The organism is Nocardia vinacea (assembly GCF_035920345.1).
GTDB lineage: Bacteria > Actinomycetota > Actinomycetes > Mycobacteriales > Mycobacteriaceae > Nocardia > Nocardia vinacea_A.
Genome location: NZ_CP109149.1, coordinates 970,989 through 991,407, shown reverse-complemented (window position 1 = coordinate 991,407; position 20,419 = coordinate 970,989). Strand labels below are relative to the sequence as shown.

Sequence of the window (20,419 nt, the reverse complement as noted above, 5' to 3'; positions counted from 1 at the left end):
CCAGCGGAAACGGTCAGTTCTTCTTCATCATCTCGTAGAACCCCAAGACCGGTCAGCGACCTGGCGATCTTGGGGGTTCTACCTATCCGACCAGGTATTTTAGCGTCCCAAGGCATCCCACGCGTTCCGGCTGAACCCCGTGGATTCCCAGCGTTTCGGACCGCAAACTGGCACGCGAAATGGCACCCGGGTTCCCACCCGACCGGCTGCCGACTACCGGGACGTGAATGGCAGGCGATCTTACTTTTGCGTCGTTCATTCCGATGCCCTATGCGGTGCCGGTGATTGGGTTACGGGTCAACGTAGTTCGGTGGCGTACGGCCCGCCTACACCGCAGGAAACTGGTTCGCACCTGCACGCCCGCGCCCTATTCGCCCTAGCGGCACCCGTCGTCAGTATGAACGGCAGACGGTCCTCGTCCGCAGTCCAGAGAGCGCTCATGCAAATCGACAGGTTCTGGAAGCCCCCGCCACCAACGGTTCCGGACCCGGCCGTCATCGACCATTTTCATACACGCCCAGCGCCCACAGCCGCGGTGCGAGGTCCCGCTCGAACAGCTCCAGGAACCGTTTCTGGTCATGTCCCGGCGCGTGGAACACCAAGTGGTTCAACCCCGCATCGGTGTACTGCTTGATCTGCTCCACCGCCTGATCCGGATCGCTGGCCACAATCCAGCGCTTGGCGATCTGCTCGATGGGCAGCGCGTCGGCGGCGGCCTCCATTTCGATGGGATCGGTAATGCTGTGCTTCTGCTCGGGAGTGAGCGAGAGCGGGGCCCAGAAGCGCGTATTCTCCAGCGCCAGTTCGGGATCGGTGTCGTAGGACAGCTTGATCTCGATCATGCGGTCGATATCGTCGACGGTGCGGCCGACCTTGGCGGCTCCATCGGCGACGGCGGGCATGAGCTTCTCGGTGTAGAGATCCATGCCCTTGCCGGAGGTGCAGATGAAACCGTCACCGGCGCGCCCGGCGTAGCGGGCGACGAGCGGATCGCCCGCGGCGATGTAGACCGGGATCCCGTCCTTGGGCACGTCGTAGATGGAGGCCCCGACGGTGTTGTAGTACTGGCCTTCGAAATCGGTGCGCTCACCGGTCCACAGCGCGCGCATGAGGTCCACGGCCTCGCGCAGCCGGGCGAAACGCTCCTTGAATTCCGGCCATTCGCCCTGGTAGCCGGTGGCGATCTCATTGAGCGCCTCACCGGTGCCGACACCGAGCATGATGCGCTCGGGGTAGACAGCCCATGGTCGCGAAGGCCTGCGCGATGACCGCCGGGTTGCAGCGGAAGGTCGGGGTCAGCACCGAGGTGCCGAGCTGAATGCGCTGGGTGCGCTCACCGACAGCGGCCATCCACGCCAGCGAGAACGGCGCATGGCCACCATTGTGCCGCCAGGGCTGGAAGTGGTCGCTCACGGTGGCGCTGTCCATGCCGTGCTCTTCGGCAAGTACCGCGATCTCCACCAGTTCCCGCGGGGCGAACTGTTCGGCCGACGCCTTGTATCCGAGTTTGAGGCTCAATGTGGTTGACTTCCTGTCCTTTTGAGTAGAGCGCACCTGACTAGGCACCAATTTCGCTGCGGTCACCGCTCCACAGCGTGTGGTACTTGCCGTCCGCGTCGACGCGCTCATAGGTGTGCGCTCCGAAGAAGTCACGCTGCGCCTGAGTGAGCGCGGCGGGAAGGCGCTCCGCGCGCAGGGCGTCGTAGTACGACAGCGACGAGGCGAAGGCGGGTACCGGAATACCCAACAGCGTGGCCGTGGACACGACCCGACGCCAGCTGTCGATGGCCGTCTCGATCGCGTCGCGGAAGTACGGGGCCAGGATCAGGCTCGGCAGTTCCGGATTCTCCGCGTAGGCGTCCTTGATGCGGTTCAGGAAGCGCGCGCGAATAATGCAGCCGCCACGCCAGATGGTCGCCAGGTCACCGGGGTGCAGGTTCCAGTCGCACTCGGCGCTGCCCGCCGCGATCTGGTCGAAACCCTGCGCGTATGCGACAACCTTCGAGGCGTAGAGCGCTTGGCGAATGTCCTCGGTGAATTGCGCTACGTCGGTGGGCTTTTCGGACAGGGTGCCCGACGCGAGGCTGACAGCGGCCTTGCGCTGGGCGCGGGAACCGGACAGGCGCGGGCGAACACCGCCTCGGCGATACCGGTCACCGGCACACCCAGATCCAGGGCCGACTTGACCGTCCAGCGACCGGTGCCCTTCTGCTCGGCGGCATCGACGATGACATCGACCAGCGGCTTGCCGGTCTTGGCGTCGACCTGGTTCAGCACCTCGGCGGTGATCTCCACCAGGTAGCTCTCCAGATCACCGGAGTTCCACTGCGTGAACACATCCGCGATCTGCTTGGCGTCGAAGCCGAGCGCGTCGCGGAACAGGTTGTAGGCCTCGCCGATGAGCTGCATATCGGCGTACTCGATGCCGTTGTGCACCATCTTCACGAAGTGTCCGGAGCCGTCAGGGCCGATATGCGTACAGCACGGCACGCCATCGACCTGTGCCGCAATGGATTCCAGCAGCGGGCCGAGGGATTCGTAGGATTCCTTCGGGCCGCCCGGCATGATGGCGGGGCCATTCAGCGCGCCCTCCTCACCGCCGGAGATGCCCGCGCCGACGAAGTTCAGGCCACGCGCGGCCATGGCGGCCTCGCGGCGAATGGTGTCGGTGTACAGCGCATTGCCGCCGTCGATAATGATGTCGCCCGGCTCCATGGCGTCGGCGAGTTCGGTGATCACGGCATCGGTGGCGTCGCCCGCCTGCACCATGATCAGTACCCGCCGCGGCTTCTCCAGCGCGCCGACGAATTCCTCGATGGTCTCGGTCCGCACGAAATCGCCGTCGCCGCCGTGCGCCTCGAGCAGGGCGTCAATCTTGCCGATGCTGCGATTGTGCAGCGCCACGATGTAACCGTTCCGCGCGAAGTTACGGGCGATATTGCTGCCCATGACCGCCAGACCGGTCACGCTGATCTGGGCAGATGCTTTGGGGTAGAACACGATTCAGCTCGTTTCACTGGTAAATGGAGAGTCGATTCGCGATACTCGACTGCCGCACGCGCCGGTAATGCATCATCAGCGCGTTGGTGGAACTGTCGAAGCTGGGCGGCAGGTCGGATCGAAGATCATCATGGATACGGTTGGCGAGCTTCTTGCCGAGCTCGACACCCCACTGATCGAATGAATTCACACCCCAGATCCAGCCCTGTACGAACACTTTGTGCTCATACAGCGCGATCAGCTGGCCCAGCGTGTAGGGGGTCAAGCGGGGTAGCAGGATCGTATTGCTCGAGCGATTGCCCGGAAAGGATCGGTGCGGGGGCAGAGCATCGGGGTTATCGAGATCACCGAACGCCAGCGCACGAGTTTGCGCGAACAAATTCGCCATGAGCAGATCATGGTGTTCCCGATGAGCATGAGCGGGTTCGAGCACACCGATGAAGTCGCATGGTACGGGAGTTGTTCCCTGATGCAACATTTGGAAGAAGGCGTGCTGCCCGTTCGTACCGGGTTCGCCCCAGATGATCGGAGCGGTATCGACGGCGACCTGGCGGCCTTCACGATCGACGGACTTGCCGTTGCTTTCCATGTCGAGCTGCTGCAGGTAGGCGGGCAGCCGGGCCAGCCGTTGGTCATAGGGCAGCACCGCATGAGCCTGCGCAACCCAGAAGTTCCGATGCCATATGCCCAAAAGGCCGAGCAAGACAGGCAGGTTCTCCTCGAAGGGAGCCGAGCGGAAATGGTGATCGATGGAATGCGCACCGGCGAGTAGTTCGCGGAACTGCTGGGGACCGATGACGATCATCAATGACAGTCCGATCGCGGACGGCAACGAGTACCGCCCGCCGACCCAGTCCCAGAATTCGAACATGTTGGCCGGATCGATGCCGAAGGCGGCCACTTCCTCGACATTGGTGGATACGGCGACGAAGTGTTTGCTGACCGCGGCGGGATCGTCGAGGCGCGACAACAACCAATCGCGCGCGGTCCGGGCGTTCGTCAGAGTCTCGACGGTGGTGAAGGTCTTCGACGAGATGACGAACAGCGTGGTTTCAGGATCGAGGTCGCGTAGCGCCCTGGTGATGTCGTGTCCATCGATGTTGGAGACGAACCGTGCCTCGATCTTGGCGTGCGCGACTTCGCGCAGCGCGTGGTAGGCCATCGCGGGTCCGAGGTCTGATCCGCCGATACCGATGTTCACCACCGTCTTGATCGGTTTCCCGGTAGCACCGCGAAACTGCCTCGACCGCACCCGATCGGCGAAACGACTCATACGATCCAGTACGCGATGAACCGCAGGCACCACATTGGCACCCTTCAGCCGGATCGAGGTGGCGGCAGGAGCGCGCAACGCCGTGTGCAGGGCCGCGCGATCCTCTGTCGTATTGACGGGCTCGCCCGCGAACATATCGTCGATGCCCCCGCGAAGGCCCCGCTCATGGGCCAGACGCATCAGCAGGCGCAGGGTGTGACCGGCTGTGGTGGTAGGTATCCGATTGTCTTGTGCCACAACATGAGCCAGGCATCGCTCCTGGGCCGGTGATTGGGCGGGTGCAGGATCGGTCGGCGTTGCGGGCAAGCCAGGTAGGGGATGTTGATGATCTTGCGGCGCGGGGTGGTGCCGCAGACTCGACCCCATGAGTCAACCAGCGTGGAGGCAGTCCCGTGGGATACGCTGGGCGTTGTCGAAAGGTGACCCTTGATGCCTGATGTCCGGGCATGTGCTGGGTGGCTTGCACGCAGCTGATGGCCGATAATGACTCGCTCGGGACGCGCCGTGAGGTGATCGCGCCGGTCGCGGCGGAGTTGAGTCTGTCCGGGTTCGCCGATGCCGAGGAGATCGGACGGGGCGGTTTCGGTGTGGTGTATCGCTGTGTGCAGGTGGCGTTGGACCGCACGGTGGCGGTGAAGGTGCTGACCGCCGAATTGGACGCCGACAACCAGGCACGCTTCTTTCGAGAGCAGCGGGCGATGGGCCGGTTGACCGGACATCCGAACATCGTCACCGTGCTCGGGGTGGGTGTCATCGCGAGTGGCCTTCCGTACCTGGTGATGCCGTATCACCGGTTGGATTCGCTGGATGCGTGGATCCGCGGGCGGGGTCGGTTGCCGGTGGAGGAGGTGTTGCGGATTGGTGTGAAGATCGCGGGTGCGCTCGAGAGCGCGCACCGGGTCGGGATCGTGCATCGGGATGTGAAGCCGGGAAACATTCTGCTCACCGATTACGGCGAGCCGGCGTTGACCGATTTCGGTATCGCCCGCATGTCCGACAGCTTCCAGACAGCCGCGGGCACCTTGACCGGGTCGCCCGCGTTTACCGCGCCGGAGGTACTCGAGGGTCAGGCGCCGACCCCGGCCGCGGACGTTTACGGGCTCGGTGCGACGCTGTTTTGTGCGCTGACCGGGCATGCCGCGTTCGAGCGGCGTAGCGGGGAGAACGTGGTGTCGCAGTTTCTGCGGATCACTACCCAGCCGGTGCCGGACCTGGGGGAGAGCGGCATACCCGAGGACGTGTCGGCGGTGGTGGCCACGGCGATGAGCCGCGATCCGCGCGAGCGGCCCACGGCGGCGGGGCTGGGCGAGACCATTCGGCAGGTGCAGCGCCGCCACGGATACCCGGTCGACGCGATGGCGCTGCAGATGGAACCAGGCAGCGAGTCGCGGGACTACCCGCCTCCGACGCAGGGAGGCCCGCCGGCGGCGGGGGACGATCGCACTGATGGCGCTGATGGCAATCTGCCGCTCGAGTTGACCAGTTTCGTCGATCGCCGCTCCGAGCTGTCGGAGGTGAAGAATCTGTTGTCGGCCGGCCGGTTGGTGACGTTGGCCGGGATCGGGGGTGTCGGTAAGACCCGGCTGGCGTTGCGGGCGGCGTCGAGTGTTCGACGCGGTTTCGCCGACGGGGTGTGGCTGATCGAGCTGGCCGACGTGCGTGACCCGGCGATGCTGGTCGACGTGGTGGCGGCCACCCTGGGTTTGCGCGATGATTCGGCCCGGCCGATGCGCGAGGTGCTGGTCGGGTTCCTGGGTGTGCGGGAAACGTTGCTCGTTATGGACAATTGTGAGCAGGTGGTGGCGGGGGTGGCGGGGCTGGTCGAGACATTGTTGCGGGCGTGTCCGAGTCTGCGGATTCTGGTCACCAGCCGGGAGCCGTTGGACATCGCCGGGGAAGCGGTGCTGCGGGTGAGGCCGTTGACGGTCCCGGATCCTGATCGTGAGCCGGCGCTGCGGGGGCTACCCCGGTACGATGCGGTGACGTTGTTCGCCGACCGTGCCGCGGCGGTGGTGGCGGGTTTCGAGCTCACCGACGACAACGCAACGACCGTGGCGCGGATCTGTTCGCGGTTGGACGGGTTGCCGCTGGCGATCGAGCTCGCGGCGGCGCGGATGCGTGCGATGTCTGCAGAGCAGATCCTGGCGCGGCTGACCGACCGGTACACACTGCTCACCCGGGGCAGCCGCTCCGCGCCGACGCGGCAGCAGACGCTGCGGTGGTGCATCGACTGGAGCTACCGGCTGTGCACGCCGGTCGAGCAGCAGTTGTGGGCGCGGTTGTCGGTGTTCGCCGGCGGTGCCGAACTCGACGCCGCCGAGCAGGTATGCGGCACCGATGATCTGGCAGTAGAGAGTCTGCTGGACGTGCTCTCCGCCCTGGTAGACAAGTCGATCGTGATCCGGGAGGAGTCCGATGGTGTCGTGCGGTTCCGGATGCTCGAGACCGTGCGCGACTACGGCCGCGACAAACTACACGAGACCGGCGAATACCAGGATCTGCGTCGACGCCACCGCGACTGGTGCCAGCGGCTGGCGCTGGAGGCGGAGGCCGGGTGGATCAGCGCCCGGCAGCTGGACTGGGCTGCACGGCTCGAGCGTGAGCAACCGAATCTGCGTGATGCACTCGAGTTCTGCGAGTCCGACGACAGCACAGCCTCGGCCGAGGCCGGACTCGGTACCGCCGCCGCATTGCTGGTGTTCTGGATCCAACGGGGTCTGTACGGCGAAGGGCGACGCTGGCTCGACCACGCCCTGGCCCACCCCCCCGCGGGCTCGATACCCGAGCGTGTCAGGGCGCTTCATGCCGCCGCCGTCATGGCGATGGCGCAGGGGGACCTCGACTCGGCGGCAGGCTTCGTGGAGCAGGAGCGCGCGCTGGCCCAACGGGCTCCCACTCCCCTGCACCAGGCGCTGGCCGCCTTCGCCGATGGCTTGCTGGCGCTGTATCGAGGCGACCTGGCTCGCGCAACCTCCCGCCTCGAACGTGCTGTCGAGATGCTCAGTTCGGTTAGACAAGAATACTGGGGGTACTTTGGTGCGTTGACCGTGCTCGGTTGGGCATATTCACTCCAGGGCGATACCGGGCGGGCGATCGAGTGCCATGAGCAGATACTGTCCATCACCGAAGCGTGCGACGAATCGACGTTTCGGTCGTACGCGCTGTGGGGGTTGGGGCTTGCCGTATGGCAGCAAGGACAGCCGGCTCGTGCACAACAGCTCGTGGAGCAAGCGCTGCGAATCAACCGACGGGTGCGCAGCCCTGCCGTCGCGGCACTCGGTCTCGAGGTGCTGGCCTGGATCGTCGCCGACGGCGACGGTGAGCGGGCGGCCACTCTGATGGGGGCCGCGGACCAGCTACTGCGGTCCGTCGTTGGTGGGAGTGTTTTCCCGGACCTGTCGCATTATCACGACGAATGTGACCGGATGGTGCGCCGCGCCCTCGGTGAACGAGGATTCGACGCGGCGTTGCGGCGCGGCCAGGCGATGGGGATGAACGCTGCGGTGGCCTATGCGCTGGGGGAGCAGCCCGCCGGCACGCCGCGCGCTTCGGATCAGAAATTGACCAAGCGTGAACGGCAGATCGCCGGCCTTGTCGCCCAGGGGCTCACCAACAAGCAGATCGCCGCAAAACTGGTGATCTCCCAGCGCACTGCGCAAGGGCATCTCGAACATATCCTGAGCAAACTCGGATTCACCTCACGCGCCCAGATTGCGGCCTGGATGGTGGAGGAGGCCAGGCAAGAGAATGCTTGACCGCAATCCGAATGCGTTGGTTCTTGGTCTCCGAAGTCACTGCGGTGCCCGGTTGACGGGTTCCCACATGTCCACACTGTGGCTACCGCATGGAAAGAACTCACTTGATCGCCAGCGCCACGCGGTGTTGTCGTCTCATGCCCGCTCGGCGCCCATTGGAATGAATCGGCAAGCTGTGGGCATCGTCAGCCCCTCGGTCGACGGACCGATTCGGTGAACGAGTCCACCAGCGATTGGTAGATCGGACTGCCTCTACCCGAGTCGCACAGTCTGATGTAGCGAATTTCGTGATCGTGTGGCGTCACAGAACCGGATTCACCAGGCGTCCTCCACGGCTACATGTCCACGCTCGACCAGAGCGTGGACCATCGCCCCAACTGCTCGAACCCCTCCCCGACGGTGAGCCCGTGCCGTTCCGATAGTGAATCCCCTCGAAGATCACCGCGATTCTGTAGTTCGCGAAGCCGAAATACCAACTGAACTCCGACAGGTCGCCCCGTTTGCGCGGCATACGCCTGAATGAGGGCATCGGAGCCGGGACATCCGGGCACATCTCCCGGCACGCCCGCCACCGGACTATCGAGTCCCCGAATTCCGTCCACCACAAGGCCATCGAGGCCAGGTCCGTCAGCAGGTCACCGAGCGTCGCCATCCCCCAGTCGAGGACACCGATTGCCGTAATCGGGTTCGACAACAACGACGTTGTCCAGGCGAAAGTCGCCGTGCACCAACGCGTGTCGGTGCCGTCTGAATACTGATCGGATTCTGCCGACTGAAAATTGAGCAGCCCTGTACCCCTTTGGAGGGTGATTGCTGTGGAGGACTGGGCCGAGATCCGTCGGCTGTATCGTGCGGAGGGCGTGTCGATCAGTGAGATAGCGCGACGGTTGGAGATCGCACGGAACACGGTGCGGGCGGCGTTGGCGTCGGATCGGCCACCGAAGTACGAGCGCAAACCGGTTGGGTCGCTGGTGGATCCGTTCGAGGGTGAGATCCGTGCGCTGTTGGCGGAGTTCCCGCGGATGCCGGCGACGGTGATCGCCGAGCGGATCGGGTGGAGGCATTCCTCCTCGATCCTGCGGGCCCGGATTCATGAGATCCGTCCGGAATACGCGGGTGTCGATCCGGTGGATCGGGTGGTCTATCGGCCGGGCCGAACAACGCAGTGCGACTTGTGGTTTCCCGATGTCCGGGTCCCGGTCGGGCATGAACAGGTGCGGGTGTTGCCGGTGCTGGTGATGACGTTGGCGTATTCGCGGTTTCTGTCGGCGGTGATGCTGCCCTCGCGTCAGGGCGGTGATTTGTTGTCGGGGATGTGGCAGTTGATCGCCGGGATCGGTCGGGTGACGAAAACCCTTGTCTGGGATCGAGAAGCGGCGATCGGTGGCACCGGGAAGGTGACCGAACCGGCTGCGGCTTTCGCCGGGACCTTGGCGTCTCGGATCGTGTTGGCGCCGCCGCGAGATCCGGAGTTCAAGGGCATGGTCGAGCGCTGCAACGGGTTTCTGGAGACCTCGTTCCTGCCCGGCCGAAGTTTCGGTTCACCGGCGGACTTCAATACTCAGCTCGGTGAGTGGCTGGGCCGCGCCAATCAGCGCACGGTCCGGGCGATCGCGACCCGTCCGGTCGACGCGCTCGAGGGTGACTACGCGGCGATGATGCCACTGCCACCGCTGGATCCGGTTGTCGGGATCAATCACCGAATCCGTTTGGCGCGTGACTATTACGTTCGCGTCGACACCGTCGACTACTCCGTGGATCCCCGTGTGATCGGTCGGTTCGTCGATGTCACCGCCTCACCGACGACGGTGACCGCGCGCTGCGACGGCGAGGTCGTGGCCCGCCACGACCGCTGCTGGGCTCAGCGGGTCGTCGTCACCGATCCCGTCCATGTCGAGACCGCCCGCCAGATGCGGGCCGGGCTGGCCCGCGAACGTGACAGCCGTGAACGCGCCGCCCGCCATCACAGCGACGGACACCAGGTGATCCTGCGGTCCCTGCCCGACTACCACGCCTTGTTCGGCGTCGATTTCACCCCCGTTCCCACCTCAGAAGCGAGCAACCACTAACCATGGCCAAATTCACCGCCGCGGCAACCAAACAACCCGCCGAAGGCATCCCCTCGATGCTGCACTACCTCACCCGGGTGCTGAAGACCCCGGCGATCGGGCACTGCTGGGAAGAACTCGCCGACCATGCCCGCGACGAAAACTGGTCCCACGAAGAGTATTTGGCCGCCGTCCTGCAACGCCAGGTCAGTGACCGCGAATCCAAAGGCACCGCCATGCGGATCGCGACCGCCCACTTTCCGCAAGTGAAAACCCTTGAGGATTTCAACCTCGACCACCTGCCTTCGCTGCGTCGAGATGTGTTGGCGCACTTGGCAACAACGACGTTCGTCGCGAAAGCCGAGAACGTAATTCTGCTGGGCCCGCCGGGGATCGGGAAGACACACCTAGCGATCGGACTCGGCGTCAGAGCCGCGCAGAGCGGTCACTCGGTGCTGTTCGACACCGCCAACAACTGGATCACCCGGCTCTCGGCGGCGCATCAGATGGGGCAGCTGCAGAACGAGTTGAAGAAGATCCGCCGCTACAAGCTGATCATCGTCGACCTATGCCGAGGTGGGAACTATGCCGCTGCGGCAGGGATCGTGACGTGAAAGCCCTGGTAATGGCGGCAGAAGGACTCGGTATGGCGGCGAAACGGCCTGCATAGTTCCAGCGGCAGCACTGATACTTCTTCTGATGGGTGAGTGCGTCAGATGGAGGCGTGATCATGGTCGGGACTCGGAGAAAGCCGGGCAGGATGGGCCCATACATCGCCGGTTACCGAAATCATCTGGAGGAGTGCCGATACACCTCCGCCACGATCCGGAACATGTTGCAGATCATCGGCGATCTGGGACGCTGGATGATCGAGCAGGACGTGACGGCAGAGCAGCTGACCGCGAAATCTCTGGAGGAATTCCGCAGGGTCTGTTGCGAAGCGATGCGCCACCCGCCGACCGCGAAGAGCCTCAACCCGCTCATCGACTTCCTGAAATCGGAAGGGCTACTGACAGATCCGCCAGTCGTCCTCGATCCGCTGGACCCCTTGATCGGCGAATACCGTGCATGGCTGGTGAGCGACCGAGGTCTAGCGGCGACCACGATCGTCCGCTACGAGAGCCTGGCCCGCCGGTTCCTGGCCGAGGCATGTCCAAGCGGACCTGGCGAACTGGATGGCGCGGACATCGTCGCGTTTCTGCTGGCCGAAAGCCCGCGAGTCAGCGTCGGCGCGATCAAAGGCCGTGTCGCAGAGCTGCGGTCGCTGCTGAAGTTTTTGTATCTGCGCGGGCTGCTTCCACACCCGTTGACTTCGGCGGTTCCGCCGGTCGCTGGCTGGCACGACACCGGCATCCCGAAGTCGATCACCGCTGGGCAGGTCCAGCGACTACTCGACACCTGCGACCGCGATGACCCGGTCCAGATCCGCGACTACGCCATCTTGACCATGATCGCGAGGCTGGGACTGCGCTCGATCGAGGTCGCACGCCTGGAAGTGGGCGATATCGATTGGCGGGGCGGGCGGATCATCTTGCGCGGCAAAGCGTCCCGCGAGGATGCAATGCCGATGCCGTTCGACGTCGGGGAGGCCATCAGCGCCTATCTGACCGCTGTCCGGCCGACGACGACGTTGCGCCCGGTATTCGTGACCTGCAAAGCGCCCCTGCGCGGCATCCGCGCCGATTTGGTCAGCGATGTCACCCGCCGAGCCTGCGATCGGGCGGGTCTGCCGCGCGTCGGCGCTCATCGGCTGCGACACTCGCTGGCCACCGAAATGCTGCGCCGCGGAGTTCCGCTCGTCGATATCAGCCAGGTCCTTCGCCACCGAGACCTGGCCACGACCGCGATTTATGCGAAGGTCGACCTCTCCACGCTGCGCGACATCGCCGCCGAATGGCCCGGAGCGCCACGATGAGCCGGTTGTCTCAGGCTGCTACCGACTACCTGGATCTGCGCAAACGGCTCGGCCACGACCTGGCCGAGCACCATCGACTGCTGCCGCGGTTCGTCGCCTATCTCGACCATATCGGGGCGCCGACAGTCACGATCAACGCCGCAATGGACTGGGCCCTGGCACCCGAGGTCGATGCGGCGACCTCGAACCCGGCACGCCGGATGACGATCGCCCGCCGCTTCGCCCAGCACATGGCCGGGCTGGACCCGCGCACCGAAGTCCCACCACCAGGGTTGATCTCGTTCCCTCAACGCTGGCATCCGCCGTTCATCTACACCCGAACCGACCTGGAAACACTGACCACTCAGGCGCGACGCCAGGTCCAGGGTCGGCTGCCGGCGGCCACTCACTCCACGATGCTGGGCCTGCTCGGCGCCACTGGTCTGCGGGTCGGCGAAGCGATCCGCCTCGACCGCACCGACATCGACTGGACAGACCAAGCACTGCTGATCCGAGAATCGAAATTCGGCAAATCCCGACTGGTTCCGATCCTGCCATCCACCGTCACTGCCCTGCGCGACTACGCCGACATCCGCGACGAGCACCACCTGAACGCGGCAACGGCTAGCTTCTTCGTCTCCCGCCGCGGCGCCCGGATGGTCTATCCCTGCGTTCATGCGATCTTCCGGAAGTTGTGTCACACCAACGGAATCGGGGCCGAAGCGCCCCGCCCACCACGCATCCACGACCTGCGGCACTCGTTCGCGGTCAACACGTTGCTGCGCTGGCATCGAACCGGCGAGGACGTCGAAGCGAAACTTCCGACGCTGTCGACCTATCTCGGTCATCGGGACCCGCGCTCGACCTACTGGTATCTGTCGGCGGCCCCGGAGCTGCTGAGTCTTGCCGCACAGCGGCTCGAATACTCGGTCCAAGCGAGGCCGTCATGACCGCGATCGCCGCCACCCTGCAGAACTTCTTCACCGAACGGCTTATCAAACACCGCCACGTCAGCCCGCGCACGATCGCCTCCTACCGCGACTCTCTGAAACTGTTGCTGGGCTTCGTTTCCCAACGCGCGGGGAAACCAGCGTCCGACCTGGACTGGGCCGACCTGAACGTCGACACCATCAGCGCGTTCCTCGATCACCTCGAACACGAGCGCAGTAACAGCCCCCGCACCCGCAACCTGCGGCTGACCGCGATCCGGTCCCTGTTCACCTATGCCTCCCTGCGACACCCCGAGCACGCCGAGCTGATCCAGCGAGTGCTGGCGATCCCACCCAAACGGTTCGACAAACAGCTCGTCGCGTTCCTGACCAGCACCGAGATCGACGCCCTGCTCGCAGCACCGAACCGCGATCGCTGGGAAGGTCGCCGTGATCACGCCCTGCTGTTGGTCGCGGTCCAAACCGGGCTACGCGTCTCCGAACTGACCGGGCTCAACTGCGGCGACATCAGTCTCGGCGCTGGAGCCAACCTCCGCTGCCTCGGCAAGGGGCGCAAACACCGCGCAGTTCCGCTGACCACTCCCACACAGCGGGTGCTGCGCGTCTGGACCGACGAACGAGCCGGCGAAGCCCCTCAGCCCTTGTTTCCGACCCGCACCGGCCGACGGCTCAGCGCCGACGCTATAGAACGCCTGGTCCGCCGACATGCGACCACCGCAGCCCAATCCTGCCCCAGCATCCGGCCGGCCGACCTGCATCCACACGTCCTGCGACACAGCTGCGCGATGGCGTTATTGCACGCTGGCGTCGACACCGCTGTCATCGCACTCTGGCTCGGCCACGCCGACATCCGATCCACCGGAATCTATCTGCACGCCGACATGACCATCAAGCAACGCGCACTCGACCAGACAACCCAGGCTTCAACACCGCCGGGCATCTACCGCCCGACAGACACCCTCTTGGCCTTCCTCGAAAACCTGTGATCAGACCGACCGCTGGATATCACTAGCTGCGGAACATGCTGCGCTGCTACAGATTCGATGTCATGCGCCGATCTGCTCGGCATAGTTCTCACCTCGGCATAGAACATCGGTGAGAAAGTCCTGCTCGTCGCCCACCCACAACGTCAGCAACTCGCGATCTACCCACCACCAGCTCTCCACCCATACTTCGGCCATCCACATGCGCTGGAGTCGTAGCCGATGACACCGACCATTCGCACTGTCGCGGATCCAACAGCCATCGACGCCACACGAATCCTGCTGTCGCAGATGGGCATCACAGCCACCGATCTACTTACCGACACCCTCGAGGTGCCCACCTTCGGCGACGTCATCCCGAAACTACGGGCCACCCTCACCCCAGGCACCCTGCGCACCTACAACACCCACCTCGAAAACACCTGGCACGACCGCCAATTGGACACAGTAACCAAGGCCGACCTCGACGAGAAAGCCCGAGCAGCACAAGCCTGCAGCCGCGGCAGCCGCAACGGTGTCGGTGCACGAGAACACTTCATCAGCGCCGTGCGCTGCCTCTACCGCTATGCCGAAGACAACAACTGGATCCACCCCACTCGAAACCCCGCCCGCCGCCTAGCAATACCTACCCGACCCCCATCACACCGCCAAGCAATCCCCTCACCCCAACTCGCCGAGATCTGCCACGTCGCCGCCCTCACCGGCAACGACCCCGAACTCGACACCCTCATCCTGCGCCTACACATCGAAACCGCCTGCCGCCGCAGCGGCGCCCTACACCTACGCCCCTGCGACCTCGACCCACACCACTGCCTGATCTTGCTACGCGAAAAAGAAGGCATCGACCGGTGGCAACCGATCTCACCCACCCTCATGCGACACCTCTTGCGCCACGCCGAACAACGCGGCAGCCCAACCCAAGGGCAGCTGCTGCGCTACCGCAACACCAAACCCATCACCGCCCGCCGCTACGACTACCTCTGGGCACGCATCGGGCAACACCTCCCCTGGGTCGCGACCCAACACATCAGCACCCACTGGCTGCGCCACACCACCCTCACCTGGGTCGAACGAACCTTCGGCTACGCCACCGCCCGCACCTACGCGGGCCACCACACCCGAAAAACCCACGGCACCACCGCCACCTACGTCAAAGCCAACCTCCACGAAATCGCCGCAGCACTATCAGCACTCACCCAAGAACCCCACCCCCTACTCACCAACCCCTGATCACACTCTGACCGCCACGGTGCCGGTCCCCACCAACACGCGACCGGCACCACCCAGAGCAGCTCCGACCAACGACTCCACCGCGACCACAACACATTTGAAGCAGACAACACACCGAAACCAAACCAACCGACAGAACCGACGCCACCCTCTCCCACTCAGCTACTCACAATGAAGTACCGAAAAGTATTGCAGCTCAAGATAATACAAGACTCACAACATGATCATAGATTCTGTGCTACATTCTCGCTACGCACAATAGAAGCTACTCGTGCACACATCTGCACCAATATTGTTGCCTCCGTGTGATCGATTCCTTACTCGCACACGCAGGAAATCCCGGATCGCCAGAGATCCAGTACCGACCTGCGCGGAAACGTGGCAGATTTGCCAGATCAGCGCCAGCGAGGCGAGCGCATCGAAACGGTGGGGATCTCCAATATCCAGCACTGATTCAGGATCGGTATCGCTGCGATACCCCATGAATGGTCGCGCGTCGACCCACGCGGCTTATCGGCCTCCGGATTGCAGTTCAGTCCCGGGAGCGCTTTCAACCGAGTCGGTCGAGGCGCTCAGCTATCGGTGCTGGCTCCCTGCGGACACCATGACAAGGTGCCATGATTTCATGGCCGCCGGTCGAGGTCGGAAGGCGGCCTCCTCCTCCATTGAGATCCCTAAGGTCATCATCGTCCGGGATGACGTCCTGGATACCCAGGACGGCGGGGTGTAGCTTATGCGGTCTCTGCCCTTGTGTGGCTCGCTGCGAATGGCTGCCCCGCCGTGCTGGACACCCCGGCCACCGATTGAGATCTTTTGCGAATCGTCGCCGGTTAGGGACCTGTTGGCGGGGTTGTCCATGGGTTTGCTTGCGGGAACAGGAGAAAACCGAGAGTGGCTCAGCGGCAACGGGTGTGGATCGGAATCGATGTCGGCAAGGCGGGGCATCACGCGTGCGGGATCGACGAGGCCGGCAAGGTCTGCCGGTCGCAGAAGGTCGGCAACGATCAGCGGGCGATCCAGAGCCTGATCGATCGTGCTCGTGACACCGCCGTCGAATTGCGGTGGGCGATTGACCTGATCAGTCCACAGGCTGCGCTGTTGATCACGGTCCTGCTTGCCGCCGGCCAGTCGGTGGTGTATGTGCCCGGCCGGACGGTGAACGCCATGACCCACGCGTTCCGCGGCGAGGGCAAGACCGACTGTGGGCATGATGTGCGCGGTGTTCTTCCGGTGGCTGGACCCCAAAACCGACCGGCTTCGTGCCTTCTTGGCGACACGTCGGTCATCGGAAGAACACCGTCCGGCGTCTTCGGCCGGGCGCGCTGTGGCCTCAAAGGGGCTTGAACCTTCCCACCACAGTCTTGCCCGCGCTGCCCCGGCCGAGGATGTCTCCAATTCAGTATTGAAGCAGGAGGTTTCGTGGACAAGGCCGAGATCATCGAACTGGACCGGGTCGTGGTCACCGTCGGGGTGGACACGCATCTGGATGTCCACGTCGCGGTCGCGTTGGATCAGTTCGGTCGCAAGCTCGACACCATCCACGTCCCGAGCAACGGATCTGGGCATCGGCGACTGCTGGAATGGGCTCGCAGCCTTGGCATTCCGGGCAAGTTCGGTATCGAAGGCACCGGCTCCTACGGATCTGGCCTGACTCGTTACCTGCGCCGCCAGCACCTCGATGTCATCGAAGTCATCCGCCCCAGCAGGCAGACTCGCTGATTGTCGGGAAAGTCCGATGCCATCGACGCCGAGGCCGCAGCAAGGGCAGTGCAAGCAGGAACCGTTCTCGGGCAAGCGAAATCGCAGGACAGTGCTGTGGAAATGATCCGGACACTGCGGGTAGCACGCCGATCGGCGATGCAGGCGCGCACCCAGGCCGCCAACCAGCTGCACGCCGTTGTCGTCACCGCACCCGACGAGCTGCGGGACCGTGTGCGCCGTCTGCCGGTCGCGAAGTTGGTCGAGACTGCGGTGCGGCTGCGTCCCGGTGTAATCGGAACCCTCGAAGCCGCCAGCAAGCTGGCATTGAAGTCCCTGGCGGTGCGCTACCGTCAACTCACCGAAGAAATCGGTGCGCTCGACGCGGAGATCGAGCGTCTGGCGCATCAGGCGGCCCCGAACCTGTTCGGGGTCAAGGGAATCGGACCCGATACCGGCGCCGCTCTGCTCACCGCCGCCGGCGATAATCCTGACCGGCTGCGTTCGGAATCCGCGTTCGCCCACATGTGTGGTGCCGCGCCGATCCCGGCCAGCTCCGGCAAGACCACCCGTCATCGCCTCAACCGCGGCGGCAACCGAGAAGCCAACCGCGCCTTGCACATGCTGGCCATCAACCGGCTCAGCTACGACCCACACGCCCGTGCATACGCCGCTCGACGCACCGCCGAGGGAAAGAGCAAACGCGAGATCATCCGCTGACTCAAACGCTACCTGGCCCGCGAGATCTTCAAAGCCCTCACCAGCGACAACCTTCGCATCACCCCCATCGCCCAACCGCCCGACCAGCACACTGCCTAACGCAGGACCGCGATCGACTTGACCTATAGGAGCGTCGCCAAGGACGCGCGTGTGATCGCCGAAACCGCGCGAATGAGAACCGATTTGGAGCCGGTAGCAGCACCGGATGCACTGGTGGCGGAGCTGACCCAGCTGTCGAGTTATCGCACGGATCTGATGGGCGATTGGGTGCGCGGGGTCAACCAGCTGCGGGCCATGCTCGCATCGATCTTCCCGGCCCTCGAGGCGGCGTTCGACTATTCGAACAGGCCTCCGCTGATCCTGGTCTCGGGCCTGTGCACGCCGTCGGAGATCCGCGCTGCTGGTGTCGAAGGGGTGACGGCCCACTTGAAGGAGAACGGCGCGTGGGCAAAGGGGATCGTCTCGATGGCGGCATCCGCTGCTGTCGCGGCCGCCGAACAGGACATCGCCGTCGCAGGCGAGGCGACTACAGCTGTGCTGGTCAAACGTCTTGCCCGCAAGCTGCTCGACCTCGACCGGGAGATCAAGGACACCGAATTGCATGGCCCGGTAGGGCCAGCCGTCGGGGGCACCGGTGTTCCATTGGCTGACGAAGATGTGGAATCCGCCATCGAGCAGATCGCGGCTTTGGGCACGGGTTTGCCGTTGGGCAACAGCAGCGCCGTGTTGTCACCGATCGCCCACACCCTCGGTGCGGTCGTCGCTAGCGTCGAGGAGTCCACCGGGATCCACCCGGTCGGCCCGACGGTGCTCGACATCACCGCCGCGGCGGGCGAGTAATGCGGCGGCACCACCGCGAGCAGATCGAACGATTCGGTTGCGCCGTCGGCGAATTGGACCGTGCGCGCGGCAGGATCGACACGGGCGGTCGACTTCCTATTGTGGAAGCCGATGCCCTTGGCCTCGAGCATGCCGACAAGGGCCTTGCCGACCTCGGGTCCAGCGACCGGCATCGGCAGCGGATCCGGCGTGAACGTATCCACACGCACTGTGCCGCTGGTGAATTCTCACCGAGTTGGTCTGCGATGAGGAACGCGGCCTCGAACGGGGCCGCCGGGCATTTGAACGGCACCGCCGCCACCGACAATTTCTCCAGGGCCGCAAATGATCACCGACCTGCTCACCGAGGACAACTTGCCCCCTACCACCGCGGGATCGCCGAGAAACTTCTCCCACGACAGGGCGTGGGGCACCTGGGTCGGCCGGTGGACACCGAGGAGAACCGACACAGCGTCGTCATACGCGATTATCTGGTAGTCACACGGAAAACGACCGAATGATCCACATGGGCAACGGTTTCGCGGCACCGAACCAGATCCGGGGAGGTCGGTGGCGCCGGGTTCCTGTATTCGGTTGCATACGTGTCTTTCAGGAACTCGCGACCGTGCGCCCGCACGCGGAAAGATCCTGGAAACGATCTAGCGCCAAGATCCGAGACCAAGCCTGCAACGCGATCGGCGCGGACGAATCTCGCGCCGATCGCAAGCCCTGCTAAACCTTTTTGACCACGCTGGATTTGAGTTGCGTGGGGCCGATGCCGTCGACCTTGCAGTCGATGTCGTGGTCGCCGATGCCGTGTTGACCAGGCGGATGTTGCGCACCTTGGTTCCGGCCTTGATACCGGTCGGGCTGCCTTTTACTTTGAGGCTCTTGATCACGGTGACGGTGTCGCCATCGGTGAGGATGTTGCCGACGGAATCCCGGATGATGTCTTCGTCGACGCTGTCGGTGCCGGCTGGTGACCATTCGTTGGCGCATTCCGGGCATACGAGCAAGGTCCCCATCTCGTAGGTGTATTCGCTCGAACATGCCGGACACGGTGGCAGGGGCTGGTTCATCGAGGTCTCCTGATTGTGGGCTGCCGGGCGTTGTTACGCCGCGGTGAGGAAGTCGATGATCACGCGGTTGACCTCGTCGGGTCGCTCCAGGTAGCCGTAGTGACCGCAGCGTTCGATTTCGACGTACCTGGCACCGGGGATCGCGTCGGCGACTTCCCGGCCGAAAACCGGCGGTGCCATTTTGTCGTCGGCGAAACCGATGACAAGGCTGGGGACGCTGATCTGCGCGTAGTCGCTGCGGCGGTCGGAGGAGCGATCCATCCCGATCTGTGCCCGCACGCCCGGCGACGGTGTGCCCGAGGTGAATTCGAAGATGTCGAGCCATTCCTGGGCGCGGGTCGGGTCCTGCATCGTGTGTGGCGAAAGATTCAGCATCGCTTTGATGGCCGCCGCGTACTGCGGAGGCAGCTGAACACCTTTGTCGTAGAGGGCCTGCTCGCCCAGGTTGAGGGTGCGCGACAGTGGATGGGGACGTCCGGCGGTCGCCATCATGACCGCCTTGCCGACGAGGTCGGGCCGCGCCAACGCCAACTCCTGGACCACCCGGGCACCCAACGATGTGCCGACCACATGCGCGGGACCAGCGCCGAGGTGTTCGATCAGTGCCGCGGTGTCACCGACCAAGTCCTCGAAGCTCATGCCGGTGGCGCATTCGTCCGAGGGCGCGATCCCGCGGTTGTCCATCGTCGCAACCCGGAATCCGGCCTTGACCAGAGCGGGAACCTGGTGGGTCCGCCAGACCCTGCCCGGGCCGCCGGTCCCCATGATCATCAATACCAGCGTGCCGGTTCCGGTGACGTCGTAGTTGATCCGGACCCCGTTGAGCGTGGCAATGGGCATGTTTCTACTTTCGTGTGCTGGATTTGGTGGCTGAATATGTAGGCCGTCGCGAGCGGTGACGGTTCCGATCAGAGGTGCACCGGTGGGGAGAATGGCCTTCCCGTACTGATATCGACCAGCGGCTGTGCGC

The 20,419-nt window shown here is 64.3% G+C and carries 13 protein-coding genes and 7 pseudogenes; 11 read left to right on the top strand and 9 right to left on the bottom strand.

The features are described from left to right. Nucleotides 1-494: 494 nt before the first annotated feature. The 4 genes and pseudogenes from fgd to OIE68_RS04705 all read right to left on the bottom strand — a co-directional run. Nucleotides 495-1,518: pseudogene (gene fgd, locus OIE68_RS04720) on the bottom strand (glucose-6-phosphate dehydrogenase (coenzyme-F420)). A gap of 40 nt (nt 1,519-1,558) precedes the next feature. Further along, nucleotides 1,559-2,949: pseudogene (gndA, locus tag OIE68_RS04715) on the bottom strand (NADP-dependent phosphogluconate dehydrogenase). A gap of 64 nt (nt 2,950-3,013) precedes the next feature. Beyond that, the gene (pgi, locus tag OIE68_RS04710; RefSeq protein WP_327098162.1) at nt 3,014-4,510 is read right to left on the bottom strand and encodes a glucose-6-phosphate isomerase; all 1,497 of its coding nucleotides are present in this window, start codon (nt 4,508-4,510) and stop codon (nt 3,014-3,016) included. Continuing rightward, nucleotides 4,453-4,623 (bottom strand): annotated as a pseudogene (locus tag OIE68_RS04705) (IS1380 family transposase); the annotation flags it as partial. The gene pgi and the pseudogene OIE68_RS04705, both read right to left, overlap by 58 nt. 123 nt (nt 4,624-4,746) lie before the next feature. Between OIE68_RS04705 and OIE68_RS04700 the strand changes: the two are divergent. Beyond that, the gene (locus OIE68_RS04700) at nt 4,747-8,028 is read left to right on the top strand and encodes a protein kinase domain-containing protein (RefSeq protein ID WP_327098161.1); all 3,282 of its coding nucleotides are present in this window, start codon (nt 4,747-4,749) and stop codon (nt 8,026-8,028) included. Between the two features lie 301 nt (nt 8,029-8,329). Here OIE68_RS04700 and OIE68_RS46970 read toward each other — a convergent pair whose 3' ends face one another. After that, on the bottom strand, nt 8,330-8,935 hold the full coding sequence (locus tag OIE68_RS46970; protein WP_419150679.1) for a phosphotransferase: 606 nt from the start codon (nt 8,933-8,935) through the stop codon (nt 8,330-8,332). Here OIE68_RS46970 and istA point away from each other — a divergent pair. The 5 genes from istA to OIE68_RS04675 all read left to right on the top strand — a co-directional run bounded on the left by istA (nt 8,835) and on the right by OIE68_RS04675 (nt 13,906). Further along, entirely contained in the window at nt 8,835-10,097 is a 1,263-nt protein-coding gene (istA, locus tag OIE68_RS04695; RefSeq protein WP_327098160.1) for an IS21 family transposase, read from the top strand. The two genes, OIE68_RS46970 and istA, sit on opposite strands and share 101 nt — an antisense overlap. A gap of 2 nt (nt 10,098-10,099) precedes the next feature. After that, complete coding sequence (locus tag OIE68_RS04690) at nt 10,100-10,690, top strand: ATP-binding protein (RefSeq protein ID WP_327098159.1); 591 nt, start codon at nt 10,100-10,102, stop codon at nt 10,688-10,690. 218 nt (nt 10,691-10,908) lie between these two features. Further along, a complete protein-coding gene (locus tag OIE68_RS04685; protein ID WP_327093609.1) occupies nt 10,909-11,991 on the top strand; it encodes a site-specific integrase in 1,083 nt (360 codons plus the stop codon). Continuing rightward, nucleotides 11,988-12,920, top strand: coding sequence for a tyrosine-type recombinase/integrase (locus OIE68_RS04680; protein WP_327093610.1), 933 nt, complete (start codon nt 11,988-11,990; stop codon nt 12,918-12,920). The genes OIE68_RS04685 and OIE68_RS04680 overlap by 4 nt, the downstream gene beginning before the upstream one ends. After that, the gene (locus OIE68_RS04675) at nt 12,917-13,906 is read left to right on the top strand and encodes a tyrosine-type recombinase/integrase (protein ID WP_327093611.1); all 990 of its coding nucleotides are present in this window, start codon (nt 12,917-12,919) and stop codon (nt 13,904-13,906) included. The genes OIE68_RS04680 and OIE68_RS04675 overlap by 4 nt, the downstream gene beginning before the upstream one ends. A 60-nt stretch (nt 13,907-13,966) precedes the next feature. On the opposite strand, the gene OIE68_RS04670 is transcribed toward OIE68_RS04675, so the two are convergent. After that, on the bottom strand, nt 13,967-14,101 hold the full coding sequence (locus OIE68_RS04670; RefSeq protein ID WP_327098158.1) for a hypothetical protein: 135 nt from the start codon (nt 14,099-14,101) through the stop codon (nt 13,967-13,969). A 24-nt stretch (nt 14,102-14,125) separates the two neighbouring features. Between OIE68_RS04670 and OIE68_RS04665 the strand changes: the two genes are divergently transcribed. From OIE68_RS04665 to OIE68_RS04645, 5 genes and pseudogenes are all read left to right on the top strand, one after another. Next, a complete protein-coding gene (locus OIE68_RS04665) occupies nt 14,126-15,133 on the top strand; it encodes a site-specific integrase (protein ID WP_327098157.1) in 1,008 nt (335 codons plus the stop codon). A gap of 891 nt (nt 15,134-16,024) precedes the next feature. Beyond that, a pseudogene (locus OIE68_RS04660) lies at nt 16,025-16,333 on the top strand (IS110 family transposase); the annotation flags it as partial. A gap of 219 nt (nt 16,334-16,552) precedes the next feature. Continuing rightward, entirely contained in the window at nt 16,553-16,852 is a 300-nt protein-coding gene (locus OIE68_RS04655) for an IS110 family transposase (protein ID WP_327098156.1), read from the top strand. Continuing rightward, entirely contained in the window at nt 16,853-17,551 is a 699-nt protein-coding gene (locus OIE68_RS04650; RefSeq protein WP_327098155.1) for a transposase, read from the top strand. A 135-nt stretch (nt 17,552-17,686) separates the two neighbouring features. Then, nucleotides 17,687-18,148: pseudogene (locus OIE68_RS04645) on the top strand (IS110 family transposase); the annotation flags it as partial. 149 nt (nt 18,149-18,297) lie between these two features. Here OIE68_RS04645 and OIE68_RS04640 read toward each other — a convergent pair. From OIE68_RS04640 to OIE68_RS04630, 3 genes and pseudogenes are all read right to left on the bottom strand, one after another. After that, nucleotides 18,298-18,522 (bottom strand): annotated as a pseudogene (locus tag OIE68_RS04640) (NAD(P)/FAD-dependent oxidoreductase); the annotation flags it as partial. A 580-nt stretch (nt 18,523-19,102) separates the two neighbouring features. Beyond that, nucleotides 19,103-19,449, bottom strand: a pseudogene (locus OIE68_RS04635) (zinc ribbon domain-containing protein YjdM). Between the two features lie 33 nt (nt 19,450-19,482). Continuing rightward, a complete protein-coding gene (locus OIE68_RS04630) occupies nt 19,483-20,289 on the bottom strand; it encodes an alpha/beta hydrolase (RefSeq protein WP_327098154.1) in 807 nt (268 codons plus the stop codon). Between the last annotated feature and the right edge of the window lie 130 nt (nt 20,290-20,419).

Excerpts from the sequence above, each read along its gene's own strand:
- OIE68_RS04665 (WP_327098157.1), top strand. The coding sequence starts at position 14,126 with ATGACACCGACCATTCGCACTGTCGCGGATCCAACAGCCATCGACGCC.
- OIE68_RS04670 (WP_327098158.1), bottom strand. The coding sequence starts at position 14,101 with ATGGCCGAAGTATGGGTGGAGAGCTGGTGGTGGGTAGATCGCGAGTTG.
- OIE68_RS04700 (WP_327098161.1), top strand. The coding sequence starts at position 4,747 with ATGGCCGATAATGACTCGCTCGGGACGCGCCGTGAGGTGATCGCGCCG.
- OIE68_RS04675 (WP_327093611.1), top strand. The coding sequence starts at position 12,917 with ATGACCGCGATCGCCGCCACCCTGCAGAACTTCTTCACCGAACGGCTT.
- OIE68_RS04630 (WP_327098154.1), bottom strand. The coding sequence starts at position 20,289 with ATGCCCATTGCCACGCTCAACGGGGTCCGGATCAACTACGACGTCACC.
- OIE68_RS04685 (WP_327093609.1), top strand. The coding sequence starts at position 10,909 with ATGTTGCAGATCATCGGCGATCTGGGACGCTGGATGATCGAGCAGGAC.
- OIE68_RS04680 (WP_327093610.1), top strand. The coding sequence starts at position 11,988 with ATGAGCCGGTTGTCTCAGGCTGCTACCGACTACCTGGATCTGCGCAAA.
- OIE68_RS04690 (WP_327098159.1), top strand. The coding sequence starts at position 10,100 with ATGGCCAAATTCACCGCCGCGGCAACCAAACAACCCGCCGAAGGCATC.